We start from the raw sequence: 26,293 nt of genomic DNA on the forward strand, positions 1-26,293 counted from the left end.
AGATTTCGTAATCGTCGTACCCGCTTCGCGCTCGGCTACAACTTCACATCACGACGACCCTGGCGCCGACATTGACGCGGCCGTAGAGGTCGATGACGTCCTCGTTGCGCATCCGGATGCAGCCGGACGAGACGTTGGTGCCGATCGTCCAGGGCTCGTTGGAGCCGTGGATGCGGTAGAGCGAGGAGCCGAGATACATCGCGCGGGCGCCGAGCGGATTTTCCGGACCGCCTTCCATGTGCCGCGGCAGGTCGGGACGGCGCGCCAGCATTTCCGGCGGCGGCGTCCAGGCCGGCCACTCCTTCTTGGCCGAGATCGTCTTCACGCCCGCCCAGGTGAAGCCGGGCCGTCCGACGCCGATGCCGTAGCGCAGCGCGCGGCCGTCGCCCTGCACCAGATAGAGAAACTTGTTCGGCGTATCGACGACGATGGTGCCGGCGCTTTCCTTGCCGCTATAGTCGACCAGTTGCTTCTCGTATCTCGGATCGAACGGACGCTGCGCCGGATCGCCCGCGGCCTCTTCCTGCTGCCGGAGCATCTGCTGCTGCGGATCCATCGGCGGCAGCTGACGGTTGCCGTAATAGCCCGGCTGCTGCTGATACATCGGCTGCGGCGAATAACCCTGCGACGACGGCGCATCGCCGAACAGGAATTCGATGAAGCCGCCGCCCATGTTGGGGCGCTGCGGCTGCACGTAGGCGGTGCGCATCGGCGGCTGCGGAGCGCCCTGATTGGCATAGATGACGGCGGGCCCGGCGGGCGCTGCCGCGTCGATCGCCATGGCGTGATGGGGAACGGCAATAAGAGAAGACGCGCCGGCGAGCAGCGCAAGCGTGGTTTTCCTGAACATCGACGTACTCTGTACTGGTTTCGTCGTGACGTGATGCGCGCGGCGCCGACTTTGCGCCGTTGCACGTGGTCAATAAGCAATGAAAACCGCATCGGTTTGGTAAACGGAGCGGCCGTTTCGATTCACCACATCGGCAATGGAGCGCGGTTTTCCCCGACAGCGTTTATTTTGCGTGAACGGCGCGGCGACATGGTTAATCGCCGGTATCGCCGCGTTTGCGCGCTATCCGCGCCAACAGTTCCGGCGTGAACCTGACGTTAAATCCGCTCTGTCTAGAACGGACTTCAGTGAAGGGGCGGGAATGAAATCATGTCAGTGAAGCGCAAGCGTTTTCGTGTCGAGCAGGCGATGGGCGAGGTGGTGATGCCGGAGCCGGATGTTTCCAGCGGCGCCGATCTCGGTCCGATGCATCGCGAGATCATGGCCGAGCTTCGCTCGATCCGCGCCCAGATGGCCGCCGCACCGGCACAGCGCACCGGCGACAGCGTCGATGCCGCGGTCGCCCGCGAAGTCGCCGAGACCCACGCACTGCTCGAGACCTACCGTGCGCAGGTCGAACAGTGCGAGAAGCTCAAGGTCGAGCTCGACCTGATCCACGACGCGATCAGCCGCACCAAGCGCGAGATCGCCGTGCTGCACGGCAAGAGCTTCAACGGTGAGGAGATGGCCAAGGTCAATGGCGAGCTCGGCGCCGTGGTCGGCGGCACCGAACAGGCCACCCAGCAGATCCTCGAGGCGGTGGAGGCGATCGACCAGGCCGCAACCGCGCTGGCCAACAACGTCACGCCCGACCAGCAAAAGCGGCTCAGCGAAGATATTCAGGAGCGCGTGGTCTCGATCTTCGAGGCCTGCAACTTCCAGGACCTCACCGGCCAGCGCATCAGCAAGGTGATGCAGACGATGAAGTTCATCGAACAGCACATCAACGAGATGATGAACATCTGGGGCGGCGTCGACGCGATCAAGTCGCACGTCCCGGCGATCGTCGACACCCGCGAGGGCGATGCCCGCCTGCTCAACGGTCCGAAGCTCGACGGCGACGCCGGCCACGCCTCGCAGGACGACATCGACGCGATGTTCAACTGAGCGATCGCATCGGCAGAATACAAAACGCCGGCCCTCAGGCCGGCGTTTTTGTTTGAGCCATGGGCCAGCGCTCGCAGCGAGTCACCAGAGATAGACGAACCAACCAAATTGCGGCCACCACATGCAGTTTGTGCCAATTGCGACAATTGGAAAGTTACTGGCAGCTTTGGCATCGCTGACGCATACTGTGCGTGAGGGGAAATTGTCATGCGTATGCCGGGGGCCAACACTGGGTGCCGGTTGCATGGGACTTCCGGAGTAAATCCGGTCGTCCCCGCGCGGGGCTTGCACGTCCACTCATCACACAATCGCAGGTTCGCAGCCATTCGCCGTGCGTATCCAACGAGGGCGGACTGCCATCTTTCGCACGCTGCCGAAGCGCGAGGCCGCCTTTTGCAGCTGTGACGATCAGCGGCGGATCTCTTTCATTCGCGCTGATCGCGTACGCCTTGTTATCAGATCACTGATTTTGGGGGGAGCCACTGGAGTACTCAACACCGGAGATTGAACATGACGCAAGGAATTGTCAGGAATACTGCAATTGCGCTCTCGACTTTCGTTTGTGCGACACTGTTCTCCGTCACCTGGTCTGAGCAGGGCGGCATTTCGGCTTCGGTCGAAAGCGCCCAGGCGCGTGTGGGCCGACCGCTGACGCCCGTGAGCGTCGCGGGCGTTGCGCGTCGTCAAACCCGGCGCGCCGCCTACGGATACGGGGTTGGCGCGGGCGTCGCCGCTACGGCAGCTGTCGCTGCGGCTGCCGCTACTGCGCCGGCCTATTCCGGCTGGGGCACAAACGATTGGACCAATTCGTATGCCGCCCAGACGGATCCCTACTTTGGCCAGCCCTACTATCCGGCACGAGCCTACCAAAGGATCAGCCCGTATTACGGCTATGCCGGATGGACGGAGTACAAGGCAGCCAATGGTATCGGCTGCGAGCCTGGCACGATGACCAAGATGGCTGACGGCCGCATGTACGTCTGTCAGTGAAACCGGCGCAACGCCACCGCAAGAGGGCGGCTCAACGAGCCGCCCTCTTTCACGATGAAGCAGATCGACCTCACGCGGCGACGGGTCGCGCGCGGCGTTGATCTACGTCAACATCGCCTCCCCCTTGCCACTGACGATACCTTGGGCCGCATCTGAAGCGGGCTCCATCACCTTCGGTTCACTTGCGATGAGGAGGATCACCATGCGTCGGACGAACATTGTTTCGACCAAGTCAGTGACGTTTGCGGGAATAGCAGCGAGCCTGATGTTGGGGTTTGCAGGCGCCGCTCTCACTCCGGCACCGGCCAACGCGGTGATCTACTGCACGTATGTCGGTTATCCGGCAGGCTGCGTGGCGCGGGCAGGCGTTGTGCTCAGGCCTCGTCCGGTGGCGCGCGCTGCGGTCCGCCACAATGCGGGCGGCAATTTGAATGGCGGCGTCAATCGGGTTGGCGTGCGGCGATAAGGCCGTGTTTGCGGGTCTCCTTGCCTTCTCCCCTTGTGGGAGAAGGTGGCGCGGACGCAATCCGCGCCGGATGAGGGGTTCTATCCGCGAGTCAGGAAACGAGAGAGGGTCACGCGCGGAGGGAGACCCCTCACCCGCTCTGCATCTGGCGATGCGATCCGGCCTCTCCCACAAGGGAAGAGGCGAACCGGCTGTGCGGCCGTAGATCGGTCGAAAAACGGATCACTCGCTTTTACGCCCTCGGGGCGCAGCGGACATAGACCATGTTGCCGTAGCGGACCCCGGCGTCCTTGTCGACGAAGCGGGTGATCATGACGCGGCCGTCGAACGAGACGATCTCGCGGTCCTGCTCGCCGGGCGTCGGTCCTGGCGGGCCGATATAGTTCTTGCCGCTCGGGGAACCCTTCAGCCGCAGTTCCTGCGGGGTGGCCTGGTCGGCCAGATGCATGATCACGCCGCCGTTCTGGCCGGCGCCGATCACGTAAGGCTGCTTGCACTGGCCGCGCGCGGCGGCCTCGGTGCGGGCGCGATCGGCGGGATTCTGGAACGAGGCGAGACCCCAGCGGCCGACGATCTCGTCGGCGCGGATGCTCGCGGGCATTTCGGGGGCGACCCCCGGCTCGGCTGGCGCCGGCTCAGGGTTCGACGACAACGACGGCAGGCTCATGCTGCCGCACGCCCCCAAGAGTGTCGTCAGCGCCGAAACAGCCGCGAACCGTGCGACCAATCGCGCGTTGAATGACCTGATCATATGCATCCCCCGACTATGTCCCGGCCGCACCCGTCCCGCAGCCAAGCGTAAAACTTAAGACGGAGCAATGACGTCTGACAAAATTACGTCATCGCTACGATTTGGTTTCTGGTCCACCATCCTATATTGGCCTCACCAAGGCCTTAACCCGTTTGCTTGACAGAAACTGCGCCAAGCCATATTTCCCGGCCCACAATTAGCACTCTTGCACCACGATTGCTAAAAGCGTCGGGCGTCCTGCCCAGCGCCGACCGGGCCGGCATCCAACGCCGGTCCCGATGAACCGGACCTGAAACCGAGCCTCCAAGAGGGAACGTCATGGCTAAATCCACCTTCCGCCCCCTGCACGACCGCGTCGTGGTCAAGCGTATCGATGCCGAGGAGAAATCCAAGGGCGGCATCATCATTCCGGACTCGGCGAAGGAGAAGCCGTCCCAGGGCGAGATCGTCGCCGTCGGCCCGGGTGGCCGCGACGAGGCCGGCAAGCTGATCCCGATCGACCTCAAGGTCGGCGACCGCGTGCTGTTCGGCAAATGGTCGGGCACCGAGGTCAAGCTCGACAACCAGGAGCTCCTGATCATGAAGGAGTCCGACATCATGGGCGTGCTGGCGTAATAAGGCCGGCAATTCCAGAACCCGCCGCACCCTCTAGCTCTCATGCCCGGGCCTGACCCGGGCATCCATCAATCTTCGCAAGATTCTCGCAAGGACGATGGATTGCCGGATCAAGCCCGGCAACGACGAGCGCAGATGCCGGCGCCCGCACCGAAACATTCCAGGAGTTCAAATCAATGGCTGCCAAGGACGTAAAATTCGCCGGAGACGCCCGCGACCGCATGCTGCGCGGTGTCGACGTGCTCGCCAACGCCGTGAAGGTGACGCTCGGCCCCAAGGGCCGCAACGTCGTCATCGAGAAGAGCTTCGGCGCTCCCCGCATCACCAAGGACGGCGTCACCGTCGCCAAGGAGATCGAGCTCGACGACAAGTTCGAGAACATGGGCGCGCAGATGCTGCGCGAGGTTGCTTCCAAGACCAACGACACCGCCGGTGACGGCACCACCACCGCGACCGTGCTGGCGCAGGCCATCGTCCGCGAGGGCGCCAAGTCGGTCGCCGCCGGCATGAACCCGATGGACCTCAAGCGCGGCATCGACACGGCAGTATCGGCCGTGATCAAGGACATCGAGAAGCGCGCCAAGCCGGTCGCCTCCTCGTCCGAAGTCGCCCAGGTCGGCACCATCTCGGCCAATGGCGATGCCGCGATCGGCAAGATGATCGCGCAGGCAATGCAGAAGGTCGGCAACGAGGGCGTGATCACCGTCGAGGAGAACAAGTCGCTCGAGACCGAGGTCGATATCGTCGAGGGCATGAAGTTCGACCGCGGCTACCTCAGCCCCTACTTCATCACCAACGCCGAGAAGATGACCGCCGAACTCGAGGATGCCTACATCCTGCTGCACGAGAAGAAGCTGTCCGGTCTGCAGGCCATGCTGCCGGTGCTGGAAGCCGTGGTGCAGTCGGGCCGTCCGCTCTTGATCCTCGCCGAGGACGTCGAGGGCGAGGCGCTGGCGACCTTGGTCGTCAACCGCCTGCGCGGCGGGCTCAAGGTCGCCGCCGTCAAGGCGCCGGGCTTCGGCGATCGCCGCAAGGCGATGCTGGAGGACATCGCGATCCTGACCGGCGGTCAGCTGATCTCCGACGACCTCGGCATGAAGCTCGAGAACGTCACGGTGAACATGCTCGGCCGCGCCGGCAAGATCGTGATCGACAAGGAGAACACCACGATCGTCAAGGGCGCCGGCAAGAAGAAGGACATCGACGCCCGCGTTGGCCAGATCAAGGCGCAGATCGAGGAGACCACCTCGGACTACGACCGCGAGAAGCTGCAGGAGCGCCTTGCCAAGCTCGCGGGCGGCGTTGCGGTGATCAAGGTCGGCGGTGCGACCGAGGTCGAGGTCAAGGAGAAGAAGGACCGTGTCGAGGACGCGCTGAACGCGACCCGCGCCGCGGTGCAGGAAGGCATCGTGCCCGGCGGCGGCGTCGCGCTGCTGCGCGCCAAGAAGGCGGTCGGCCGGCTCACCAACCCGAATGCCGACGTCCAGGCCGGCATCAACATCGTGCTCAAGGCGCTCGAAGCTCCGGTCCGCCAGATCTCGGAGAACGCCGGTGTCGAGGGCTCGATCGTGGTCGGCAAGATCCTCGAAAACAAGTCGGAGACCTTCGGCTTCGACGCGCAGACCGAGGACTATGTCGACATGGTCGACAAGGGCATCATCGACCCCGCCAAGGTGGTGCGCACCGCCTTGCAGGACGCCTCCTCTGTGGCCGGTCTGCTCGTGACCACCGAAGCCATGGTCGCCGAACTGCCGAAGGACGCGGCGCCGGCGATGCCGGGCGGCGGCGGCATGGGTGGAATGGGCGGCATGGGCGGCTTCTAAGCCTTACCCGCGCAATCCGCATCGCAATCGAAGGCCGCCTCCGGGCGGCCTTCTTTTTTGCAGTTTGATTACGATCGGGGTGCAAGGATCATCGCATGTCCCGCGACGCCAAATCACTGACGTTGACGCTCGTGCTGTTCTACGCGATCGGCGCGTTGCTTGCGCTCGGCGCTTATGCTTTGGACAGCATCGATGATTTTGCGATCGTCTTGACGTTCTGGTTCAAGCAAACGCTGACGTTTGTCGTCCTCGGCGCGGGTTATGGCGTCTATTACGTCATTTCCGGTTCTGCCGGTCATCGTCCGAAAGCGCCGCTGCGATTTCTGGACATCTCGTTTCTGGCCGCTGCCGCCACGCTCGGGGTCGGCATGCTGGTGCACAGCTGAGCGATCCTTGACGCGACGGCCTGACAGTCCGTTACCCCACGCACACACCCGGGACCGCGACCTTCTGGAACAAGTGCGGCGAGGCCACCGCCGAGGCGGGATAGGCCGAGAGCTTGGCCCTGAACTCCGGGTTCGTGAACGCGGCGCGGAAGGCGGCGGTGGATTCCCAGACCGCGTAGTTCAGATAGGCCGGGCTGTCGCCGATCGCGCGGTGCAGCTGGGTCGAGATGAAGCCCGGCTGCCGCTTCATGATGGCGGCATCGTCCTGCCAGGCCTTGAGAAAGCTGTTCTCATCGGCCGCTTCGAGCGTGAAGAGGTTGACAAGCACGACGTTGCTGGCGTCGACCGCGAGCTGGCGGTCGATCGGGAAAGCGGGGTCCAGGGGGCGCATCTGCGGCATGGTTAGCTCCGTTCGATATGGTGTTATGATGTCATTTCGTTCTGATGAATACATATAGAAATTGACATCATGATGTCAATACGATTGTATGGTGACAAATGCCGAATGCAAAGCGAACGCCGGCGGGCGAAGCCCTGAGCACCCTGATTCCGGACCTGTTCAGGCTCAACAGCCTGCTGTTCACATCAGGCGACCGGCTGGTGGCCGGGCTCGGGCTGACCAGCGCGCGCTGGCAGATCCTCGGCGCAATCGTTGCCGCCGAGCGCCCGCAACCGGTCGCATGGCTGGCGCGCGACCTCGGCGCCGCCAGACAGAACGTGCAGCGGATCGTCAACGACCTCGAACGGGACGGGCTTGTCGCCTTCGAAACCAACCCGCATCACCGCCGTGCCCAGCTCGTCGTACTGACCGCCAAGGGGCGGCAAAGCTTCGACGCGGCCATGCGCCTGCAGCTGCCCTGGGTGAACGGCCTCGCCGACGGGCTGTCGATGAAGGACCTCGAAACCGTGAGCCGCGTCGCGACGGTGCTGCGCGGCCGGCTGGAGAGCGGCGAGGAACCTGACGAACGCACATGACTGCGATCGCGGCGCGAGGCCGCCGTTAGGCGGCCTTCTTTTTTGGCCAATGACATGGAGGTTTGCTAGTTACGACGGAACCGATTCTGCCCTTCGAGGACTTATCGTATGCGCGCGCTCCCGCTCCTGCTGCTCGGTCTTGCCGTCGCCTCGGCGCCTGCTTTCGCCCAGATGAAACTGCAATCGAAGGCGGCGCCCGCCGGCGGCCCCGAGACGCGCTATTTCACCTCCATCGACGGCCTGATGGACGGCAATGCCGACGTCGTCCTGAAGGAAACCCGCCAGGGCAAGACCGTGACCGCGGCCGTGCTCGACGTCTGCTATCCCGCCGACAAGAGCTCCGACCGCAAGGACCGCTTCGTCGCCAACCTGACCGTCAGCGGCCAGACGCTTTCCGGCACCGCCCAGAGCGTCGCCGACAAGCAGCCGGTCACCATCAAACTGAACCGCAAGCAAACCGGCGACGGTTTTGAGTTCCGCGGCCAGATCACGATCGGCCAGACCGTGACCGAGGTCGCCTCGACGGACAATTCCGATCTCAGCGAGAAGGAATTCCAGGACAACCAGGCCACCGAGGACGGCATCACGCCGCAGCCGAAGGATTTCACCGACGTTTCGCCGGAATCGATCGGTGTGCGGGTGAAGCTCGATGCGGCGGCGGATTTCCTCAAGACCCTGAAGGGCGAGGCCGTCGAGATCGGCACCTCCAGCCTCGCGGTGACCTGCGATGCGATGCGCTCCGGCGAGCAGACCATCAACCTCACCGTCGACCCCGAGCACGCCGGCGCGCTGCTCGCCAAGGCGAAATCCGCGCCCGGCGTGACCGCGGCCGGCTGGACCAGCGGCGTGGTCGAGATGGATCGCACCATCCGCTTTGCCGCCGCCGATTGGCGCGAGGGCGACAAGATCAACAAGGACAAGCTGGCATCGACGATCGCGGGCGTGCTGGCGAAGACGCTTGCCGCAAAGCCCGCCTCGGCGACATGGAACGCGAACACCGGCAAGCTCAAGCTGGTGCTGAAGCGGCCCAGCACGACTTACCCGGCACTCGGCCTCACCCAGAACTACGAGGTCACGGCCCTGGTCTCCCCCGACAAGCCCGGAAGCTCTGACCGGCTGTTGCTGTGGGTCTCGAGCCCCACCGTCTCGACATCGGACGACAGCGCCGGCGCCAGGCTGAATCTGTCCGACGATTCCAGCAGCGACGAGGAAGGCAGCGAGACCAGGGACGACAATGGCGCGATCGACGCGCTGCTCAAGGAATTCAAGGGCCAGCGCTGGGACGCCGACAAGTCGGTGTGGCGGTAACGCCTAAACCGGCACGCTTCAGGCCGCCCTCGTCCTCAGCGGCACCACATAGTTGCATTCCGCCGCAGGAGCTGTGTCCGGACCGGACTGAAGCATCCCGTCGCTTCTGACGAACAATTCACAACGAGGCTCGATCGCAACGCGATCGAGCAGTGCCCGCAGCTCGGGACGAAGTCCATCGCCGCGCAGCGCGGCGATCGCATCGAAGTGACGCATGATGGTCTCCTGTGTGATCGCGAACAGGTTTTCGCGCGCGTGTTGTGCGGGCCACCCGCTTCCCGATAGCGCGACGACGTTCGAGAAGCGGCGCTAAGCGCCATATCGACAAAGCGGAATCTCGTCCGAAAGCCGGCTGCACGCCCGATCTGGAATCGGGTGGTCCGACACGCGTCTCAAAATGCCTAATGCGCGCATCGACACAACGCCGGTCGCGATGCCGGCAACATGCAAATGGAGACGAAGAGATGTCAGAGGAAAACAAGAAGGTTGTAGGCCGCTGGTTCGAGGGCTTTTGGGGAAACCCGTGGAATCCGCGCATCATCGAAGAGCTCGCGACGCCAGACATTGTCGTGCACTACCCGATGCATGAACCGAAGAAGGGCCGCGCCGCGGTCACGCAATTCATCACCGAGTTTCGCGAGGCGTTTCCGGATCTGAATTTCTGGGGCGTCGGCGATCTCGTCGCGGAAGGCGACCTCGTGGTCGGCCGCTGGGAAGGCGGCGGCACCCACACCGGGCCTGCGTTCAGCGACTTCCGGCTCGGCTCGCTGCCGGCGGCCTCCGGACGCAAGATGACGTTCGCCGGCACCACCGTGCTACGCGTGCGGGACGGACGGATCGCCGAGGAGCTCGGCCAGGAAGATGCGCTGACCGCCATGTTTCAGCTCGGCCTCATTCGCTTGCCTGAACAGAGCGGCTACGCCGGTTGACCGGCGGCTTCATCGACGATCGCATCACGGCTACCCGAACGCACGTTTCGTGCGTTCGGGTAACGCAATCGAACAGCTCAGTGAAATCGAAGCTCTCTAACGCGCAGGCTCGCTGGACAGATTCCAATGTAGCCGCGCCCGCACGGCATCTCGCGAGGCGGTGCCGGCGGATTCTCTCCACAGCAACTCAGTATCAAGCCGGAAAGATCAGGCACGTCGTCGTGCCGTGCGCGAGCAATCTTCCCTTCCCGTCGGTGACCCTGCCTTCGGCGGTGCCGATGCGGCGGCCGCAATTGAGCACCTGGCCCTCGGCCCTGATCGGACCCGTGTCGGGCGTGATCGGACGCACCAGCGAGATCTTGAACTCGAGAGTTGTCTGGCTGGTGCCGGCATCGAGCGTCGACTGCACCGCAAGCCCCATGCAGCTATCGAGCAGCGTCGCGGTGAGGCCGCCATGCACGGTGCCTGCCGGATTGAGATGCGCGTCGGTCGGCACCAGCGTGACGACGACGCGGCCGCGCTCGGCTTCGGTGACGTCATAACCGAGTGTCCGCGCGATCGTGTTGAGCGGCAATGCGCCGCTGGCGAGGCCCTGCACGAATGCGAGGCCGCTCATCTTAAGCTTCTGTTCCGCACTGACGGTGCCGTAGCTCTTGGCCATTGCCGATCTCCATCGGGGTTTATTGCATCGCGACGGTTGGCCGCTTGCGCCGCAGCGACGCGGCGGAGCGACCGTAGAGTTTTGCGAATGCGGCATTCATGCGCCGCGCGCTGGAGAAGCCGGCGTGCCGCGCCACCAACGCAAGCGGCAACTCGCTGCCGTCGATCAGGCGCTTGGCGCGCTGCACGCGCAGCGACAGCGCGACCTGGAGCGGCGAGGCATCGAGATGCTCAGCGAACAGACGCGACAGATGCCGCGCGCCGACGCCGAGCCGCACCGCCAACGCTTCGACATTGCCGCGGTCGAGCGCGCCTTCCTCGATCAGCGCCAGGGCGCGCTCGACGGTCGTCCTGGTGCCTTTCCAGGCCGGGCAGAACGGCGCCGCCTCGGGACGGCAGCGCAGGCAGGGCCTGAAGCCAGCACGCTCGGCCGACGCCGCGCTGCCATAGAACCGCACATTGCGCGCGAGCGGCGTGCGCGCCCGGCAGACCGGGCGGCAATACACGCCGGTGGTCTTGACCGCGACGAACACGACGCCGTCCCAGGCCGGGTCGCGGCGCTGAAAGGCTGCATATTGTGCGGCGAAATCGAGCATGGGACCGCTATAGCCCCGCCCGCGCGCCGCGACGACCCGCTTTGCGGAGACGACGTCCGGAAACGACCGCTGCATGCGGAAGATACCCGGGCATCTACGGGGGCCTGCGACCAAAAGACTTCGTGCCGCCGCAGTTCGGTCACCGAAAATTAAGGCTCGATTTAGTTTCGAGGATCATGCTTCGCGCCATCGAACACAGGTCACGCCATGCAAGACCGCGAGCCGATCAACGCTGCGAGCATCTGGCCGACAGATGTGACGGAGGGTCATTCGCCGGCACAGACGGCGGACCTCTGGGATGTCACCGGCGAGAACCACGACGCCGCCCTGCTGCTGCGGGAGCCGTTTGCCGACCGCATCGGCACCGCGCTCTTGGCAGCGACCGCACTCGCCGCAAGCTTCGTGCTGGGATGGACCGGCGGAGCCAACTGGCACGACCTTGCAGCTCCCGCCCCGGTCCCGGTGGCCCAGAAGGAAGCGCCGGCCCCGCACATTGCGGAGGTGGCGCCGAGCCGAAAGGAGAGCCCGCGCCGGGCCGCGTCCAACGCCGACCCCCTCGTCACCGGCAGCATTCCGAGGACCGCGCCGGCCAGCCCGCGCCCGCTCGCCCTGGGCGCCGCGCCGACGACCTTGAATGCACAGGCCGCCGCATTGGGGCCGAAGCAGCCGCCGGCGGCGGCGCCGGAAACGCGGCCGAGCACCATCCCGGGATGGTCGGTGGTCGAAGTCCGCGACGGCACCGCCGTGCTCGAGGGGCCCGAGGGCGTCAAGATGGCCGCGCGCGGCGACGTCGTGCCCGGCCTCGGACGGGTCGATTCCATCGTGCGCTGGGGCAACCGCTGGATCGTCGCCACCGCAAGCGGACTGATCGCAACGCCCTGAGCGTTTTGTCTTGACGCGTTTCCTTGACGCGAACCGCCGTCCGCTTCGCTCGATAACGCTTTAGTTGCTGTTGATCACGAAATGCAGCGACTTGCCGCCGGTGAAGGTCACCTCGTCACCGTGCCGGCGCCAGCTCGTCATGTCGCCCAGCACAGCCAGCAGATCCTTGTCCGCCTGCGCCCGCTCCGGCGTGCAGGTGCGGTTCTCCATCGCGCCGGGAACGAAGACGATGGTGTTGCCGGCCACCGAGAACTGGCCCTTGCCGCCGTCGCACCACAGCTCGAGGATCACCTCGCCATTGTCGCCGACCTCGATCGAGGGAATCCGCTTGGAGCCCGGCATGCGCGCGGCATCGAGCGTCATCACGAAGCCGAACGGGAACTCCTCCTGGGCCCGCGCCGCATCCGCGCCGAGAGTCGCGGCAACCAGCGCCAACGCGGCGATGCCGCCGTTCAAATTTCGCCTCATCGAAATCATGCCAATCCTCGAAATGCGACGCGCAACTGCGCGCCCCTTCTATGGGAGCAGAACTCGATTGGCCAGATTGGCAACGCCAGAAAATGTGCTTGAAACGCAAATCCCCGCGAGCCGTTCGCCCGCGGGGATCCCTGGTTCGACGGACGCGTCGTGGCGCTATTTCAGCACCAGCATCGTGAACGGATAGACATAGGCCTGCAGGGTCACGAACAGGCCGACCAGACACGCCAGCACGATCGAGTGCAGGAACACGTAGCGCAGGATCGAGCCCTCGTGGCCGTACCAGTTGGTCGCGGTCGAGGCGACCACGATCGATTGCGCGTCGATCATCTTGCCCATCACGCCGCCCGAGGAGTTCGCCGCCGCCATCAGGATCGGCGACAGGCCGAGCTGCTCGGAGGTGATCTTCTGCAGATTGCCGAACAGCACGTTCGATGCGGTATCCGATCCGGTCAGCGCCACGCCCAGCCAACCGAGCAAGGTGCCGAAGAACGGATAGAGCACGCCGGTCGCCGCGAAGGCGAGGCCGAGCGTGGCGTCGACGCCGGACAGCCGGGTCAGCGTGCCGATCGCCAGCATCGCCGAGATCGTGATCAGCGAGATCGCGCAGATGCGGATGGTGCGGCCATACTCGGCGATCAGCTTGAGCGGCGAGAAGCCCATCAACAAACCCGAGATGATCGCGGCGATCAGCATGCCGGTGCCGGTGAACGACAGATAGGTGAAGCCGAACACGGCGCCTTCCGGCGTCGGCTTGGCGGCCACCGGCGGCACCTTGAAGATCAGCTTGTCGAGTTCGGGGACCGGATAGTTCCAGACGAAGTTGGCGTTCGCCCAGGCCTTGAAGGCACCGTTGCCCCAGATCAGCATCAGAATGCAGACGATGATCCACGGCAGCAACGCGCTCCACATTTCGCCCTGGGTCAGCGGCGTCTTGTCGAGCGGCGGTGCGGCGGCCATCGTCGCCGCCGATTCATCGCGGCCGCGCAGCGCCGGCGACAGCCAGAGCTGTCGCGGCTGCCAGACCTTCAGGAACAGGATCAGCGCGCCCATCGAGATCAGCGAGGCGCCGATGTCGACGATCCAGGGGTTGATGTAGTTCGAGATCACGAATTGCGGGACCGCAAACGACACGCCGGTGACCAGGATCGCCGGCCACACCTCCTTCATGCCGCGCCAGCCGGCAAACGCCCACACCACCCAGAACGGCACGATCAGCGAGAACAGCGGCAGCTGCCGGCCGACCATCGCGCCGAGGATATAGGGGTCGAGCCCGGTGACCGAGGCGAGGCCCTGGATCGGCGTGCCGAGCGCACCGTAGGCGACGGGTGCCGTGTTGGCGATCAGCGACAGGCCGGACGCGGCGAGCGGCGAGAAGCCGAGCCCGATCAGCACCGCGCCGGTGATTGCGACCGGCGTGCCGAAGCCCGAGGCGCCCTCGAAGAAGGCGCCGAACGAGAACGCGATCAACAGCAGCTGCAACCGCCGGTCCTCGGTGACGCCGCCGACCGCGCGCTTGAGCAGCTCGAACTTCCCGCACCTCACCGTGACCTGGTAGAGGAAGATGACGTTGAGCACGATCCAGCCGATCGGGAAGAACCCGGTGATCACGCCGAGCAGGGTGGCGCGGATCGACATGTTGGCCGGCATGGTGAAGACGAAGATTGTGATCAGGTTGGTTACGATCACGGCGATGATGGCCGCAATGTGCGCCTTCACCTTGCCGCTGGCGATCAGCACCAGCAGCGTGACCACGGGAATGGCGGCCGCGACGGTCGACAGCGCCGCATTGCCCAGCGGGTTGTAGATTTGATTCCAGGTGTTCATCTCGGGATCCTTCCCACATTTTTATGCAGCGCGCCGGCCTGCATGCGGGCAGGCGCGACTGGTGCGATTGCGGGAGTCCGTCGGAAAAGCTGCAGCCCCGGCTCGCGAATGAACGATCGGTAAGGATCGCTCACATCCTCGCGAAAAATCGAAGGTCCCCCGCCCCTCGCCGTTGTCCTCATGCTAGGGTTGACTCGATTGCCGGGACAAGCCAACGCTTGCATGCCAGACCTACGACTTTAGTCGAGGATTACCCCGATTGTCCCGATTCTTCAGGCCTTTGCGGCCCCTTCCCCGGAGACGATAATCTGTGAACAACATTCGCTCGACGCTCGCGACGGTGTGGCGCATCGCCTCGCCTTACTTCAACTCCGAGGACAAATGGGCGGGCCGCGGGCTGCTTGCGGCGGTCATCGCGATCGAACTGGCGATCGTGGGCATCAACGTTCTGATCACGCAGTGGAACAACCGCTTCTACAACGCGCTGCAGGAACGCAATTGGAACTCCTTCGTCAGCGAGATCATCTATTTCTGCGTCGTCGTCGCGTTCTTCATCCTGCTGGCGGTCTACCAGCTCTACCTCAATCAATGGCTGCAGATCCGCTGGCGGCAATGGATGACGACACACTATCTCGGGGACTGGCTGCATCAGGCCAATCACTACAGGATGCAGCTCCAGGGCGACGCTGCCGACAACCCCGACCAGCGCATGACCGACGACGTCAAGCTGTTCGTCGATCGCACGCTCACGCTCGGCCTCGGCCTGTTGAGCTCGGTCGTCACGCTGGCGTCTTTTCTCACCCTGTTGTGGGGCCTTTCCAATGAGGCACCGCTGCATTTGTTCGGCACGGAATATTCAATTCCCGGCTACCTTGTCTGGTGCGCGCTGATCTACTCGGTGCTCGGCACCGTGCTGACCCATCTGATCGGCTGGCCGCTGGTCGGCATCGATTTCAAGCAGCAGCAATACGAGGCCGATTTCCGCTTCAACCTGGTGCGCGTGCGGGAAAACTCCGAGCAGATCGCGCTGCTGCAGGGCGAACCGGCCGAGCGCGAGCGCCTGCGCGTTCGCTTCGGACGCGTGGTGGAGAACTGGATCGCCCTCATGAACCGGACCAAGAAGATCACGGCGTTCACGGCGAGCTATAATCAGGCCTCGGTGATCTTCCCCTATGTGCTGGTGGCGCCGGCCTACTTTGCGCAAAAGATCCAGCTCGGCGGCATGATGCAGACCGCATCGGCGTTTTCGAACGTCCAGGGCGCGTTCTCGTACTTCGTCACCATCTATCGTCAACTGGCCGAATGGCAGGCGGTGGTGAACCGGCTCGATGGATTCGAGGCAGGGATCGCGGCGGCATCAAAGCTCGCCAAACGCGACGACCGAATTCATGTCACGGCGACGCCGGGCGACGGCGCCGTCAGCCTGCAGGATCTGGTGCTGCGGCTGCCGGACGGCACGCCGCTGCTGAACGCGGACCGGTTCGGCTTCCGCAAGGGCGAGCGCACGCTGATGACCGGCCCCTCCGGCGCCGGCAAGTCGACGCTATTCCGCGCGATCGCCGGCATCTGGCCGTTCGGCGACGGCGCGGTCGATATCCCGGCCAATGCCAGCCTGATGATGCTGCCGCAACGTCCCTATCTGCCGATCGGCTCGCTGCATGACGCCGTCGTCTATCCGGGCGAGGCCACGCAATTCGATGCGGGACGGGTCCGCGAGGTTCTCACCGCCGTCGGATTGCCGCAGCTTGCGTCGCGGCTCGAGGAGCAGGCGCATTGGAACCGGATGCTGTCGCTCGGCGAGCAGCAGCGGCTCGGCATCGCGCGGGCGCTGCTGCATGCGCCGCAGTTCCTGTTTCTGGACGAGGCGACGGCCTCGCTCGACGAGCCGTCGGAAGCCGCGCTGTACAGGCTGATTGCCGAGAAGCTGCCCGGCACCACGGTGGTTTCGATCGGCCACCGCTCGACGCTCGACACCTTCCATCAGCGCAATGTCACGCTGGTCCGCGACGGCGACCGCTTCACCCTGCGCGACGCGGCCAAGGTCGCCGCGTCGTAAGCAGCATGACAGGTCAGCCGCCACGGCTTGCGGCTGACCCCGGCGGGGGCACAGGTTTCGCGAACGCCTTTCGCTATTGTCTGCTCTGCGCCGATCAGACCTATCCGCAAAAACAAAAGGGGCGGCAGATTGCTCTACCGCCCCTCGATCCCCGGAAGGAGAGATTACTTCAGGTTGGACATCGCGGTCAGGTCGACCGAGAGCTTGGCGATGCCGGCCGCGCCGCACCAGTTGGAGCCGAGGCCCGACGGATTGATCGGGGTGACATTGGCGGTCCCGCCCGCGGTGTAGTCGCTGGTGAAGGCGTTGCAATCACCCTTCGACATATCCGTGTCGGAGTAGCGCAGATCGAGCGTGAACACCTTGTAGGTGAAGCCGATGCCGATGTTCCAGGTGTTGTAGTCGGCATATTTGATGCCGCCCGGGAATGCCGGAACGCCGTAGAAGCTGTCCGAGGTGCCGAACCACTGCCGGCCGAACTCGCCCGACACGTACATGCCGACGCCGCTGGTGCCGAACACGGTGCTCGGCGCGGTGTACTTGCCGATGATCGAGGAGTAGTTGCCCCAGGCGCCGGTGTTGAGGAAGTTCGGCGAGTAGTACTCGTTCAGCGTGAACGCCCAGTTGTCGTTCACGGTGTAGGTCACCTTGCCGTAGACTTCGAAGAACGAGACGTCCTTCTTCATCACGTTGAGGTTGGTCAGGGTGTTGGCCTGGCAGTCCGGGCTCAGCGGATTGCCGGCGAAGTCGGCCACCGCACCGCCGCCGTAGTAGCAGGTTCCGCCCGGATACAGGTAGCCCCAGACACCGATGTCGAAGGCGAACGCGCCGAAGGTCGGGCGGATACCGCCGTAGACGTCGATTTCGGCCGCGGCGCGGTTCGGGAACGAAATGCTCTCGCCGGCCACGCCGACATAGAGCTGCAGGTCCTTGTTGACGTTGTAGCGCGGCTCGAAATAGGCCGAGACCGAAGGATTGTGGTTGGACTGGGTGACGCCGCGGAAGATGTAGTCGCTCATGATGGCGCTGCCGAAGGCGACATCCCAGGGATCGAAGGGAGCCGGCGGCGGCGCCTTGACGGCCTTCACCGCCATGTCAGCTGCCATTGCCGAGCTCGAAATCATTGCTAGCGCCGTTGCTAACAAAGCCAGTTTCTTCATGACGATCCCCATCTACTTGTTCAGACAGCCCGGCTCCGGTGGCCCCCAGGGCGGCGCGATAACGGACTGCAACTAAATCGCGTGTGGCCAATCTGAGGCTCGTGCACGGTACCGTGAAGCCAAAAAGACATGCATGTGCCGCCTTTTTAGGCGTTCTAGCCATATTGCCGCATGTTGATTTGCGGGTGTTGCATTTGCACCACAAGACCTCTGCTCCCGCACCGGTTGAATGGGTCACCAGGACAGGGAAACAGCAACAGTCGGCTCGGCGGAAGAGCATCGGCGCGAATCGCCGTGCCCGCAAAAGCACGGATGGTCATCGCATCTACGGAAGAAGCCGCAGCGTGGCGCGCTGCGGCTTCGATCAGTTGAACCTCGGCAATGTGGCAGCGGCTTAGTGGTGCTCGCCCCCGTCGGCCGACCCGGCAATCCAGCCCGGCGCCGGTTCGTGGCTCGGTGTGGCCCAGCTCGGAGCCGGCTGCGGCTCGGGCTCGGGCGCCGGGGGTGCCGCGACCGGGGCAGCCGGCTTCGACGCAGCAGCCTTCTTCGGAGCAGCGGCCTTCTTCGGCGCGCTCTTCTTGGCGGCGGCTTTCTTGGCAGCCCTCTTGGCGGCCTTCTTCGGTGCAGCCTTCTTGGCAGCTTTCTTTGCCGTTTTCTTTGCAGCTTTCTTGGCCGACTTCTTCGCCGATTTCTTTGCAGTCTTCCTGGCGGATTTCTTCGCAGCCTTCTTGGCCGACTTCTTCGCGGACCTCTTCTTCGCCGCTACCACCTTCTTGGCCTTTTTGGCCTTCTTGCTTTTCTTCGCCTTCTTCGACTTCGCCATCGTGGTCCTCCTGTTGCCGCTATCTGAGTCCACCGGGCGTATTGAACTGATCGCTTGCCGGACGTTGGCTGCACCTCGAGGAGAGGCACTCTCCACTTCGCTTGTCGGGCATGATGGCCGCGCGATCGCTTCGCGTCTGTGGCAAGGAAGCGCCGGTCCTTTCACGTTGCGTCAGGGCAAGGCTGAGGTCCGGATCATGCTCGAGTGGCAGTCGATCAATTCAATCCTGGCCGGGGACCTCCTGTCGCCCAATCGAGAAGCTCAATCGTGTGCACCACAGGAACTGACGTACCGCCGGCAATCTGAACCATGCAGCCAATATTGCCCGCAGCGATCATGTCCGGTTTGACAAGCGCAATATTGGCGACCTTGCGATCGCGCAATCTGCTCGCAATGTCGGGCTGGAGAATGTTGTAGGTCCCCGCCGAACCGCAACACAAATGGCTCTCGGGCACATCTTTCACCACGAATCCATTCTTGGAAAGCAATTCTTTCGGAAGTTGAGTGATTTTCTGTCCATGCTGCAACGAACAAGCGGAGTGATAGGCGACGGTGATGTCGCCTTTCTGCGTTGAAGGCGCGAGCTCGAGGCCAGCAAGATACTCGGTGATATCCTTTGCCAGCGCCGAGATTCGCTTGGCCGGCTCCGCGAATGTTTTGTCCTCGCGCAGCAGGTAGCCGTAGTCTTTGACAACTGTCCCACAGCCCGAGGTCGTCACCAGGATGGCGTCGAGCCCTTCTCTGTCCGCTTCCCTTTGCCACACCGTGATGTTGGCCCGCGCGCGCGCCAGCGCGTCGCCGTCCTGTCCCATGTGATGGGTCAACGCGCCGCAGCATTGCTCGTCCTTGACCAGCACCACCTCGACGCCGTGCCTGGTCAGGACATTGATCGCGGCCTGATTGATGCGTGGCGCCAGCACCTGCTGGGCGCAGCCCTGCAGCAGCGCGACCCTGCCGCGCCGCCGGCCGATCGGCGCAAACACGGTTCCCGCAGCCGGCCCCGGCTGCGGCAGGCCGCGCGGCGCGAGCGCCAGCATCGCCTTGATCCGCCGCAGCAGACCCGGACTCGACGCTCCGACCGACGGCGTCGGCAGCAGTGCGGCGAACGGACGTGCGAGCCCGGCCAGGATCATGCTGATTCGGAACAGGCCCGGCCGCGGCAGCACAAGGGCGAGAACCGACCGCAGCAGCCGCTCGGTCAGCGGTCTCCGGTAATCCCGCTCGATCCGGACCCGGGCCTGGTCGACGAGGTGCATGTAGTTCACGCCCGACGGACAGGTGGTCATGCAGGCAAGGCACGACAGGCAGCGGTCGATATGCTTGACCACGTCGGCCGTCGGCGGCTTGTCCTTCTCCAGCATCTCCTTGATCAGGTAGATGCGGCCGCGCGGGCTATCGAGCTCGTCGCCGAGCAGCACATAGGTCGGGCAGGTCGCGGTGCAGAAGCCGCAATGCACGCAGGCGCGCAGGATCTTGTCGGCTTCCTTGATGTCGGGATCGGCGAGCTGCGCCAGGGAAAACTCGGTCTTCATGCAGCCCCGCCTCGCATCATCCGGCCGCGGTTGAGGACGGACCTCGGATCGAAGCTCGCCCGGACCCGTTCACCGAGCGCGGCAAGCCCGGCCGCCTGCGGCTGGAACACATCGACCGCCCGGCGCACATCCTCGGTGGCGCGGATCAGGGTAGCGTGCCCGCCGATCGCCTCGACCTGGCCGCGGACCAGCGTGGCCTGGGCGTCGGCGCCCGGCGGCACCGCGGCCCAGATCAGCCCCCCGCCCCAATCGTAGATCACGTCGCCACCGGTGGCGCGCGACAACGCCTGGCCCAGCGTGCCGCCAGAGGCCGGCGGGCAAACGATACGCCACACCGGCCAGGCCCCGAGCGCGCCGTTCGCCGCGAACGGCACCACGTCGCGCAGCGCGCTCCAGATTGCGGCCGACGCATCGTCGGCGAGGCTGTCGACCGTGCCATAGGACGAGAGCGTCTGGCTCAGCGAGGCCGCCCGATGTGCCGCCGACGCCGAAATCCCCTCGAGCCGCACCAGCGTGACCGGCTGGCCTGAGGCTGCGAGGCCGGCCAGCGCACCGCCCCCGGACCGCAACGCCGAACCCGGCAGATGCGCGGCGCCGGAGACGTCGAAGGGCGAACCCAGCGCCGCCGTCATCGCCTTGTTGGCGGTGACGTCGTCGAGCCCGCGCAGCAGCAGCGTCCGCTCTGCTTCCGGCTTCGGCATGACCTTAAGCGTGACCTCGGTCATGACCGCGAGCGTGCCCCAGGAACCCGTCAGCAGCTTGCAGAGATCGTAGCCGGTGACGTTCTTCACCACCCGCCCGCCGGTCTTGAAGCTGTCGCCGAACCCGGACACTGCGTGCGCCCCGAGCAGATGATCCCTGATACCGCCGGCCTTGATGCGGCGGGGACCGGCCAGTCCGGCGCCGATCATGCCGCCGATCGTGCCGGCACCCGCGGTGCCGAACAGCACAGACGTGTCCATCGGCTCGAAGGCGAATTGCTGGTTCTTGGCATCGATCAGGGATTGCACGTCGGCGAGCGGCGCGCCGGCCTGTACGGTGATGATCAGCTCGTTCGGCTCATAGGAGGTGACCGCATTCAGCGCCGAGACGTCGAGCAGCGCATTGGTTGCCATCGGATGGCCGATGGCGCGCTTCGATCCATGTCCAATGACCTCAAGCGGCTGCTCGCCGGCGACCGCCGCGCGCACCACTTCCTCGACGTCTTTTGCGTCTCTGACCTTGAGCGTATCCACGCCCTAGCCGGTAGCCAAATTCGGCTCCGAAATCAAATGCGCGCGCCGAACAAATTTCTGAATGCGAGGAGTCCGGCGTCGGTGATTTCGACGGAGCGGCCCTGCGGCCGGCGCCGGATCCAGTCCCGTTGCAATGCAAGGTCGGCAACCGCTGCCCCTGCCCGCCCGGCCAGATGCGGACGCCGCTCGCTCCAGTCGAGACACGGCCGGCACAGGACCCGCCGGCTCCGCGCCGGCGAACGCAGGTCGATGCCGAGATCGCCGAGAAAAGCACGGCCGGAAGCAGTCAGCTCGCCGGCCTCCTGGTCGAGATTGAGATGGCCGCGGTCCAGCATCGCGTCGGTGACGGCGACGCCGAGCTCGCCGGCAAGGTGGTCGTAGCAGGTCCGGGCCCGGCGCATCTCGGGATCGATGCGCGGCGGTGGCCGGGACGGGTCCGGATCGATCGCGGCAACCGTCATCATGCCCTCGAGCATCTGCGCAACCAGCGGGGTGGCCAGCCGGTAGAAGCGCCGCGGGCCGCGCCGCTCGACCTTGAGCAGCGCCCGTTCGACAAGCCGCGAAAGGTGCCAGCTCGCCGTCTGCGGCGTCACGCCCGCGACCAGCGCCAGCTCGCTCGCAGTCTGCGCCCGCCCGTCCATCAGCCGCGACAGGATGCTGGCGCGGCCGGGATCGGCGATCAGCCCGGCGAGTTCGGCAAGCTCCGGTGCGATGGTCTGCATGGCCGGCTCCGCTATCGATCGAAATATGCCCCTTGCGCTTGTCGCACGTCACGCCGCTGCAACGCTTCGATCATGATCGAAATGTTCACGACATCGACATTTCGATCATCACCGAACTCGGTTCGCCGAACGATCCATTATCTCTCGCGTTGCGGTTCGGCCGGCAGGACGGTTGGCGCGAATCATCTGGAGGCGAACATGAAACGTTCGGAAGTTTCGACCACGACGATGATCCTCACCCGACGATCGGCCATCGGCTCGTTCGCGATCATGGCGATCGCCGGCGTCTCGCCCTGGGCCGGATCGCAAGCTCGATCGGAGCACAGCAACGGAGGAATGCCAATGAAGCACTATGCGATGAGCACGAGAACCATCAGCGACGCGATCAACACATCAGGCCTTCTGGTTGTGGCGCAATGGGAAGCCAAGGAGGGACAGGCCGACAAGGTCGCGGAAATCCTCGACGGCTTCCTGCCAGAGGCGCAGAAGGACCCCGGCACCAAGCTGTTCCTGATCGGCCGCGGCAAGGACAATCCGGCGCAATTCCTGTTCTACGAATTGTTCCAGGACGAAGCCGCGTTCAAGGCACATCAGGACAGCGCGGCTTTCAAGACCTACATCGCGGAGCAAGCGCTGCCGCTGCTCGCCAAGCGCGAGCGGTCGCAATACGCGCTGCTGTGAAGAAAAGCGCGGCGGGGAGGATGCAAATCCTTCCCGCCGGCGCGGGTCAGATCGACGCGCCGCTGTTGCCGAGCGTTGCGCGCAAGCCGGCCCGCTCGGGCGGCCTGCGCCAGAACCCGACGATCGAGATCCGCGACAGCACCGCCGCCTCGAGGCTCTCGACCCGGGTTCGGAGCCGAAGCGCGCGTTTCTCGACGAGATGCCAGGATGCGACGGCGACGCCGAAGGCGAGCGGCAGGCTGATCAGGAGGTTCAGATACCAGTGCTGAACCGGCGGGCCGAAGGTGGCGACGCATTGCTGGATGACGAAGCCGTAGAGATATAACCCGTAGGAGTAATCGCCTGACGAGACAATCCAGCTCCGCCGCGGGTTCATCAAGCCGAGATAGCAGGCGACATAGGCGGCCGGCACGGGAGCCAGCGCGTCGCCGCGTCCGGTCGCCATGCCGGCGGCGCACAGCACCAGCGCCAGCAGGCACACAGTGCGGTTGAACGGCACCCTGTCGCGCCAGAGGTAGAAGCCGACGCCGGCAAGGAAGCAGAACACCAGAAGGTGCGGGCGAAGCTGGATCGGTACCTCGTCCCAGCGCCAGATGTCGTAGGCGATGAGCCCGATCTGGGCGATCACCATGAAGCCCAGGAACGCCACCCGGTTGAAGCAAATCGTGAGCACGGCGAGCAGCGCCAGGATGACGTAGCACCACAGCTCATACGGCACGGTCCAGAGCTGGGCGTTCACCAGATCCGGCAGCGGATTGTGCAGGAACACGCCCGGCAGCTCGTAATGGATGTCGCCGACGATATTGAGAAAATAGGCGTGGAATTTCGGATCGGCGACATATTGCGCCAACGGCAGCTCGGTGAAGACCGAGCCGACGATGATTGCCGATAGCGTGGTTTCGACCGCGAGCGCCGGCCCGATCCGCAGCACGCGCAGGCCGAGGAAGGAAATCAGGCTCTTGCACCGGAGCAGGCTTGCGGTCACCAAAAAGCCGCTCAGGGCAAAGAACAGCGCAAGGATCATCGCGACGCCGATGCGCAGCGTGCTCTGGATTTCCAGCGCGCGGCCGAGCCCGAGCGTCACGTTCGTGCTGTGCAGGCCAATGATCGACGCCGCCAGCGCGATCCGCATGTAGTCGAAACCCGCGGGCCGATTGCGCGAAAGCGCCAGCTGATCGGCCAGGCTGGGCATCGATGTGCTCCCGAAGACATGCATCTGCGGAAAATACCGAGCAACAGTCTAAGGCCGTGTAAATGGGTCCACGCTGTAATTGCAGCGACGCGCGACGGCGGCCACCGCGCAACGATCGGTTAAGGTTATCGGCCGGCTAGGGCGATGCGTCGAATTGTATCGACTGGTCCTCGCGCGTTGGTGGCCCTGGGCGCACGCTCACGTATGTTGGCCTGGCCTCGGGGCCGATAGCTGGCGTGGCTCCTGATGCCCTAGAAGCAGACTTGGTATCGTCATTCGGCAACCGTTGCTTTGATCCCGGCTCCGCCAGGAGGAAACCACCACGATGCACATCAAACTGACAGCCATCGCGCTGCTCGCCGTGATCGCGCCGGGACAGGCGGGTGCCGCCATGCTCAGCGACGCCGAGGCGTCGTTCCTCGACCAGCTCGCTACCGCAGCCGCGGTGCTCGAACAACGATGCACCGGCTTTGAGGCCAATGGTGCCGGCGGCGTTCAAACGGGCGCCAGACTTCTCGGCAGCCCCGACGCCGCGATGGCGATGATCAATGCGTTCGACGCGGCCATCAAGGCTCACGACGGCAATGACTACGATCCGCGCAAATTCCGCCTCGAGGTGTCCGAAGCGGCCGGCAAGACCTTCAAGCGCGTCCGCGAGGCGTTGATCACAGACCCGGAAGGGGCCTGCGCCGCCTATGGCGATAGCGGCGCGGCGTCGGGGCTGCTCAGACGGTACTAGAACCGCGGGATATCCGGGAACGCCAGCTTGCCGGCGTGGACATGCACGCGGCCGAGCTCGGCGCAGCGGTGCAGGGTCGGAAACACCTTGCCGGGGTTGAGCAGGCCCTCGGCATCGAAGGCGCATTTCAGCCGCTGCTGCTGGTTGAGGTCGATCTCGGTGAACATGTCCGGCATCAGGTCGCGCTTCTCGATGCCGACGCCGTGCTCGCCGGTGAGCACGCCGCCGAGCTCGACGCAGCAGCGCAGGATGTCGGCGCCGAACGCCTCCGCCTTCTCGATCTCGCCCGGCTTGTTGGCATCGTAGAGGATCAAGGGGTGCAGATTGCCGTCGCCGGCGTGGAACACGTTGGCGACGCCGAGGCCGTATTTCTCCGAGAGGTCGCGGATCCGCGCCAGGGCCTTCGGCAAGGCGCCGCGCGGGATGGTGCCGTCCATGCAAAGATAGTCCGGTGAGATCCGCCCGACCGCGGGGAACGCCGCCTTGCGGCCGGCCCAGAACAGATTGCGCTCGGCCTCCGAGGTCGAGATCTGGCAGGAGGTCGAGCCGCAGCCTTGCGCGATCGCCTCGACCCGCTTGATCAGCTCGTCGACCTCGACCTGGGGGCCGTCGAACTCGATGATCAACAGCGCCTCGACGTCCAGCGGATAACCGGCGTGAACGAACGCCTCCGCGGCGTGGATCGCGGGCTTGTCCATCATCTCCATACCGCCCGGGATGATGCCGGCGCCGATGATCCGGGCGACGCATTCGCCGGCCGCCTCGACCTCGGCGAAGCCGACCATCAGCGCACGCGCCGTCTCCGGCTTCTGCAGGATGCGCACCGTGATCTCGGTGATGACGCCGAGCAGCCCTTCCGAGCCGGTGATGATTCCCATCAAATCATAGCCGGCATTCTCGGCCGACTTGCCGCCGATGCGCAGGATCTCGCCACTCATCAGCACGATCTCGCAGCCGAGCACGTTGTTGGTGGTCATGCCGTATTTGAGGCAGTGCACGCCGCCGGAATTTTCCGCGACATTGCCGCCGATCGAGCAGGCGATCTGCGACGACGGATCGGGCGCGTAGTAGAAGCCGGCATGGGCGACCGCCTGGCTGATCGCGAGGTTGGTGACGCCGGGCTCGGTGACCACGACGCGGTTGTCGAAGTCGATCTCGCGAATCCGCTTGAACTTGCCTAGCCCGAGCAGCACGCCGTCGGCAAGCGGCAGCGCGCCGCCGGACAGCGAGGTGCCGGAGCCGCGCGGCACCACCTTGATGCCCTGGCCCTGGCAATATTTGAGGACCTTCGACACCTGCTCGGTGGTATCGGGCAGCACCACGACCATCGGCGGCTGCCGATAGGCGGTCAGGCCGTCGGATTCATAGGCCAGCATCTCAGCGGCACTGTCGATCACGCCCTCACCAGGGACGATCGCGCGCAAGGCGGCCACGATTTCGGCGCGGCGAGCGAGGACGGCCTGGTCGGCCGCCGGCATCATGATGGACATCGTTGTTCCCTCGGTGGGCTTTTTGCCCTTCGCCGATTTGTT

General features: G+C 64.8%; 28 protein-coding genes. 13 read left to right on the forward strand and 15 right to left on the reverse strand.

What is annotated here, in order from left to right:
• Positions 1-43 precede the first annotated feature (43 nt).
• Entirely contained in the window at positions 44-850 is an 807-nt protein-coding gene (locus AKL29_RS11465) for a L,D-transpeptidase family protein (RefSeq protein ID WP_050384226.1), read from the reverse strand.
• A 309-nt stretch (positions 851-1,159) separates the two neighbouring features.
• Between AKL29_RS11465 and AKL29_RS11470 the strand changes: the two genes are divergently transcribed.
• From AKL29_RS11470 to AKL29_RS40590, 3 genes are all read left to right on the forward strand, one after another.
• Complete coding sequence (locus AKL29_RS11470; protein WP_050384227.1) at positions 1,160-1,936, forward strand: protein phosphatase CheZ; 777 nt, start codon at positions 1,160-1,162, stop codon at positions 1,934-1,936.
• Positions 1,937-2,446: 510 nt separating this feature from the next.
• Complete coding sequence (locus tag AKL29_RS44680; RefSeq protein WP_244481940.1) at positions 2,447-2,926, forward strand: hypothetical protein; 480 nt, start codon at positions 2,447-2,449, stop codon at positions 2,924-2,926.
• 187 nt (positions 2,927-3,113) lie between these two features.
• Entirely contained in the window at positions 3,114-3,392 is a 279-nt protein-coding gene (locus AKL29_RS40590; protein WP_152977546.1) for a hypothetical protein, read from the forward strand.
• A gap of 232 nt (positions 3,393-3,624) precedes the next feature.
• Here the strand turns inward: AKL29_RS40590 and AKL29_RS11480 are convergent, their stop codons facing one another.
• Complete coding sequence (locus tag AKL29_RS11480; RefSeq protein WP_026192247.1) at positions 3,625-4,143, reverse strand: hypothetical protein; 519 nt, start codon at positions 4,141-4,143, stop codon at positions 3,625-3,627.
• Positions 4,144-4,461: 318 nt separating this feature from the next.
• Between AKL29_RS11480 and AKL29_RS11485 the strand changes: the two genes are divergently transcribed.
• The 3 genes from AKL29_RS11485 (at position 4,462) to AKL29_RS11495 (ending at position 6,967) form a co-directional block, all read left to right on the forward strand.
• A complete protein-coding gene (locus AKL29_RS11485) occupies positions 4,462-4,758 on the forward strand; it encodes a co-chaperone GroES (RefSeq protein ID WP_018269780.1) in 297 nt (98 codons plus the stop codon).
• 176 nt (positions 4,759-4,934) lie between these two features.
• Positions 4,935-6,581 (forward strand): chaperonin GroEL, encoded by a 1,647-nt coding sequence (gene groL / locus AKL29_RS11490; RefSeq protein ID WP_050384228.1) that lies wholly within the window; start codon positions 4,935-4,937, stop codon positions 6,579-6,581.
• Positions 6,582-6,676: 95 nt separating this feature from the next.
• Positions 6,677-6,967 carry a hypothetical protein gene (locus AKL29_RS11495; RefSeq protein ID WP_050384229.1) on the forward strand — a complete coding sequence of 97 codons (291 nt, stop codon included), beginning with the start codon at positions 6,677-6,679 and terminating at the stop codon, positions 6,965-6,967.
• A 31-nt stretch (positions 6,968-6,998) separates the two neighbouring features.
• Here the strand turns inward: AKL29_RS11495 and AKL29_RS11500 are convergent, their stop codons facing one another.
• The gene (locus AKL29_RS11500; protein ID WP_050384230.1) at positions 6,999-7,367 is read right to left on the reverse strand and encodes an antibiotic biosynthesis monooxygenase family protein; all 369 of its coding nucleotides are present in this window, start codon (positions 7,365-7,367) and stop codon (positions 6,999-7,001) included.
• A 98-nt stretch (positions 7,368-7,465) separates the two neighbouring features.
• Between AKL29_RS11500 and AKL29_RS11505 the strand changes: the two genes are divergently transcribed.
• The gene (locus AKL29_RS11505; RefSeq protein ID WP_050384231.1) at positions 7,466-7,942 is read left to right on the forward strand and encodes a MarR family winged helix-turn-helix transcriptional regulator; all 477 of its coding nucleotides are present in this window, start codon (positions 7,466-7,468) and stop codon (positions 7,940-7,942) included.
• 108 nt (positions 7,943-8,050) lie between these two features.
• A complete protein-coding gene (locus tag AKL29_RS11510) occupies positions 8,051-9,250 on the forward strand; it encodes a hypothetical protein (protein ID WP_050384232.1) in 1,200 nt (399 codons plus the stop codon).
• A gap of 18 nt (positions 9,251-9,268) precedes the next feature.
• On the opposite strand, the gene AKL29_RS11515 is transcribed toward AKL29_RS11510, so the two are convergent.
• On the reverse strand, positions 9,269-9,466 hold the full coding sequence (locus AKL29_RS11515) for a hypothetical protein (RefSeq protein WP_050384233.1): 198 nt from the start codon (positions 9,464-9,466) through the stop codon (positions 9,269-9,271).
• Between the two features lie 248 nt (positions 9,467-9,714).
• On the opposite strand from AKL29_RS11515, the gene AKL29_RS11520 reads away from it, so the two are divergent.
• Positions 9,715-10,179, forward strand: a complete 465-nt coding sequence (locus tag AKL29_RS11520) for an ester cyclase (RefSeq protein WP_028333023.1) — start codon at positions 9,715-9,717, stop codon at positions 10,177-10,179.
• Positions 10,180-10,372: 193 nt separating this feature from the next.
• Here the strand turns inward: AKL29_RS11520 and AKL29_RS11525 are convergent, their stop codons facing one another.
• Positions 10,373-10,840, reverse strand: a complete 468-nt coding sequence (locus AKL29_RS11525; protein WP_028333022.1) for a PaaI family thioesterase — start codon at positions 10,838-10,840, stop codon at positions 10,373-10,375.
• A 19-nt stretch (positions 10,841-10,859) separates the two neighbouring features.
• A complete protein-coding gene (locus AKL29_RS11530) occupies positions 10,860-11,435 on the reverse strand; it encodes a bifunctional transcriptional activator/DNA repair enzyme AdaA (protein ID WP_050384269.1) in 576 nt (191 codons plus the stop codon).
• Positions 11,436-11,642: 207 nt separating this feature from the next.
• On the opposite strand from AKL29_RS11530, the gene AKL29_RS11535 reads away from it, so the two are divergent.
• On the forward strand, positions 11,643-12,317 hold the full coding sequence (locus AKL29_RS11535) for a hypothetical protein (protein WP_050384234.1): 675 nt from the start codon (positions 11,643-11,645) through the stop codon (positions 12,315-12,317).
• 60 nt (positions 12,318-12,377) lie between these two features.
• On the opposite strand, the gene AKL29_RS11540 is transcribed toward AKL29_RS11535, so the two are convergent.
• Both AKL29_RS11540 and AKL29_RS11545 read right to left on the reverse strand, forming a co-directional pair.
• Complete coding sequence (locus AKL29_RS11540; RefSeq protein ID WP_050384235.1) at positions 12,378-12,794, reverse strand: META domain-containing protein; 417 nt, start codon at positions 12,792-12,794, stop codon at positions 12,378-12,380.
• A gap of 156 nt (positions 12,795-12,950) precedes the next feature.
• Entirely contained in the window at positions 12,951-14,621 is a 1,671-nt protein-coding gene (locus AKL29_RS11545) for an L-lactate permease (protein ID WP_038380167.1), read from the reverse strand.
• Positions 14,622-14,931: 310 nt separating this feature from the next.
• Between AKL29_RS11545 and AKL29_RS11550 the strand changes: the two genes are divergently transcribed.
• Positions 14,932-16,677 carry an ABC transporter ATP-binding protein/permease gene (locus tag AKL29_RS11550; protein WP_050384236.1) on the forward strand — a complete coding sequence of 582 codons (1,746 nt, stop codon included), beginning with the start codon at positions 14,932-14,934 and terminating at the stop codon, positions 16,675-16,677.
• A gap of 164 nt (positions 16,678-16,841) precedes the next feature.
• On the opposite strand, the gene AKL29_RS11555 is transcribed toward AKL29_RS11550, so the two are convergent.
• The 5 genes from AKL29_RS11555 to AKL29_RS11575 form a co-directional block, all read right to left on the reverse strand.
• Positions 16,842-17,837: a TorF family putative porin gene (locus tag AKL29_RS11555; protein WP_028333016.1), complete on the reverse strand. Its 996-nt coding sequence runs from the start codon at positions 17,835-17,837 to the stop codon at positions 16,842-16,844.
• A gap of 394 nt (positions 17,838-18,231) precedes the next feature.
• Positions 18,232-18,660, reverse strand: a complete 429-nt coding sequence (locus AKL29_RS11560) for a hypothetical protein (RefSeq protein ID WP_028333015.1) — start codon at positions 18,658-18,660, stop codon at positions 18,232-18,234.
• A gap of 215 nt (positions 18,661-18,875) precedes the next feature.
• On the reverse strand, positions 18,876-20,192 hold the full coding sequence (gene glcF, locus AKL29_RS11565; protein WP_028333014.1) for a glycolate oxidase subunit GlcF: 1,317 nt from the start codon (positions 20,190-20,192) through the stop codon (positions 18,876-18,878).
• Entirely contained in the window at positions 20,189-21,427 is a 1,239-nt protein-coding gene (locus tag AKL29_RS11570; protein ID WP_028333013.1) for an FAD-binding protein, read from the reverse strand. The genes glcF and AKL29_RS11570 overlap by 4 nt, the downstream gene beginning before the upstream one ends.
• A gap of 32 nt (positions 21,428-21,459) precedes the next feature.
• Entirely contained in the window at positions 21,460-22,149 is a 690-nt protein-coding gene (locus AKL29_RS11575) for an ArsR/SmtB family transcription factor (protein ID WP_050384237.1), read from the reverse strand.
• Between the two features lie 198 nt (positions 22,150-22,347).
• Here AKL29_RS11575 and AKL29_RS11580 point away from each other — a divergent pair, with 198 nt between their 5' ends.
• Entirely contained in the window at positions 22,348-22,830 is a 483-nt protein-coding gene (locus AKL29_RS11580) for a putative quinol monooxygenase (RefSeq protein WP_225162242.1), read from the forward strand.
• A 46-nt stretch (positions 22,831-22,876) separates the two neighbouring features.
• On the opposite strand, the gene AKL29_RS11585 is transcribed toward AKL29_RS11580, so the two are convergent.
• The gene (locus AKL29_RS11585; RefSeq protein ID WP_244481942.1) at positions 22,877-24,022 is read right to left on the reverse strand and encodes an acyltransferase family protein; all 1,146 of its coding nucleotides are present in this window, start codon (positions 24,020-24,022) and stop codon (positions 22,877-22,879) included.
• Between the two features lie 325 nt (positions 24,023-24,347).
• Between AKL29_RS11585 and AKL29_RS11590 the strand changes: the two genes are divergently transcribed.
• Positions 24,348-24,761: a hypothetical protein gene (locus AKL29_RS11590; protein WP_050384239.1), complete on the forward strand. Its 414-nt coding sequence runs from the start codon at positions 24,348-24,350 to the stop codon at positions 24,759-24,761.
• Here AKL29_RS11590 and AKL29_RS11595 read toward each other — a convergent pair.
• Positions 24,758-26,251, reverse strand: coding sequence for an FAD-linked oxidase C-terminal domain-containing protein (locus tag AKL29_RS11595; RefSeq protein ID WP_050384240.1), 1,494 nt, complete (start codon positions 26,249-26,251; stop codon positions 24,758-24,760). The two genes, AKL29_RS11590 and AKL29_RS11595, sit on opposite strands and share 4 nt — an antisense overlap.
• Positions 26,252-26,293: the final 42 nt, after the last annotated feature.

Source organism: Bradyrhizobium pachyrhizi, assembly GCF_001189245.1.
GTDB lineage: Bacteria > Pseudomonadota > Alphaproteobacteria > Rhizobiales > Xanthobacteraceae > Bradyrhizobium > Bradyrhizobium pachyrhizi.

Coding starts and splice junctions, on each gene's coding strand:
- AKL29_RS11465 (WP_050384226.1), bottom strand. CDS start 850: ATGTTCAGGAAAACCACGCTTGCGCTGCTCGCCGGCGCGTCTTCTCTT.
- AKL29_RS11470 (WP_050384227.1), top strand. CDS start 1,160: ATGTCAGTGAAGCGCAAGCGTTTTCGTGTCGAGCAGGCGATGGGCGAG.
- AKL29_RS44680 (WP_244481940.1), top strand. CDS start 2,447: ATGACGCAAGGAATTGTCAGGAATACTGCAATTGCGCTCTCGACTTTC.
- AKL29_RS40590 (WP_152977546.1), top strand. CDS start 3,114: ATGAGGAGGATCACCATGCGTCGGACGAACATTGTTTCGACCAAGTCA.
- AKL29_RS11480 (WP_026192247.1), bottom strand. CDS start 4,143: ATGATCAGGTCATTCAACGCGCGATTGGTCGCACGGTTCGCGGCTGTT.
- AKL29_RS11485 (WP_018269780.1), top strand. CDS start 4,462: ATGGCTAAATCCACCTTCCGCCCCCTGCACGACCGCGTCGTGGTCAAG.
- groL (WP_050384228.1), top strand. CDS start 4,935: ATGGCTGCCAAGGACGTAAAATTCGCCGGAGACGCCCGCGACCGCATG.
- AKL29_RS11495 (WP_050384229.1), top strand. CDS start 6,677: ATGTCCCGCGACGCCAAATCACTGACGTTGACGCTCGTGCTGTTCTAC.
- AKL29_RS11500 (WP_050384230.1), bottom strand. CDS start 7,367: ATGCCGCAGATGCGCCCCCTGGACCCCGCTTTCCCGATCGACCGCCAG.
- AKL29_RS11505 (WP_050384231.1), top strand. CDS start 7,466: ATGCCGAATGCAAAGCGAACGCCGGCGGGCGAAGCCCTGAGCACCCTG.
- AKL29_RS11510 (WP_050384232.1), top strand. CDS start 8,051: ATGCGCGCGCTCCCGCTCCTGCTGCTCGGTCTTGCCGTCGCCTCGGCG.
- AKL29_RS11515 (WP_050384233.1), bottom strand. CDS start 9,466: ATGCGTCACTTCGATGCGATCGCCGCGCTGCGCGGCGATGGACTTCGT.
- AKL29_RS11520 (WP_028333023.1), top strand. CDS start 9,715: ATGTCAGAGGAAAACAAGAAGGTTGTAGGCCGCTGGTTCGAGGGCTTT.
- AKL29_RS11525 (WP_028333022.1), bottom strand. CDS start 10,840: ATGGCCAAGAGCTACGGCACCGTCAGTGCGGAACAGAAGCTTAAGATG.
- AKL29_RS11530 (WP_050384269.1), bottom strand. CDS start 11,435: ATGCTCGATTTCGCCGCACAATATGCAGCCTTTCAGCGCCGCGACCCG.
- AKL29_RS11535 (WP_050384234.1), top strand. CDS start 11,643: ATGCAAGACCGCGAGCCGATCAACGCTGCGAGCATCTGGCCGACAGAT.
- AKL29_RS11540 (WP_050384235.1), bottom strand. CDS start 12,794: ATGATTTCGATGAGGCGAAATTTGAACGGCGGCATCGCCGCGTTGGCG.
- AKL29_RS11545 (WP_038380167.1), bottom strand. CDS start 14,621: ATGAACACCTGGAATCAAATCTACAACCCGCTGGGCAATGCGGCGCTG.
- AKL29_RS11555 (WP_028333016.1), bottom strand. CDS start 17,837: ATGAAGAAACTGGCTTTGTTAGCAACGGCGCTAGCAATGATTTCGAGC.
- AKL29_RS11560 (WP_028333015.1), bottom strand. CDS start 18,660: ATGGCGAAGTCGAAGAAGGCGAAGAAAAGCAAGAAGGCCAAAAAGGCC.
- glcF (WP_028333014.1), bottom strand. CDS start 20,192: ATGAAGACCGAGTTTTCCCTGGCGCAGCTCGCCGATCCCGACATCAAG.
- AKL29_RS11575 (WP_050384237.1), bottom strand. CDS start 22,149: ATGCAGACCATCGCACCGGAGCTTGCCGAACTCGCCGGGCTGATCGCC.
- AKL29_RS11580 (WP_225162242.1), top strand. CDS start 22,348: ATGAAACGTTCGGAAGTTTCGACCACGACGATGATCCTCACCCGACGA.
- AKL29_RS11585 (WP_244481942.1), bottom strand. CDS start 24,022: ATGCCCAGCCTGGCCGATCAGCTGGCGCTTTCGCGCAATCGGCCCGCG.
- AKL29_RS11590 (WP_050384239.1), top strand. CDS start 24,348: ATGCACATCAAACTGACAGCCATCGCGCTGCTCGCCGTGATCGCGCCG.
- AKL29_RS11595 (WP_050384240.1), bottom strand. CDS start 26,251: ATGTCCATCATGATGCCGGCGGCCGACCAGGCCGTCCTCGCTCGCCGC.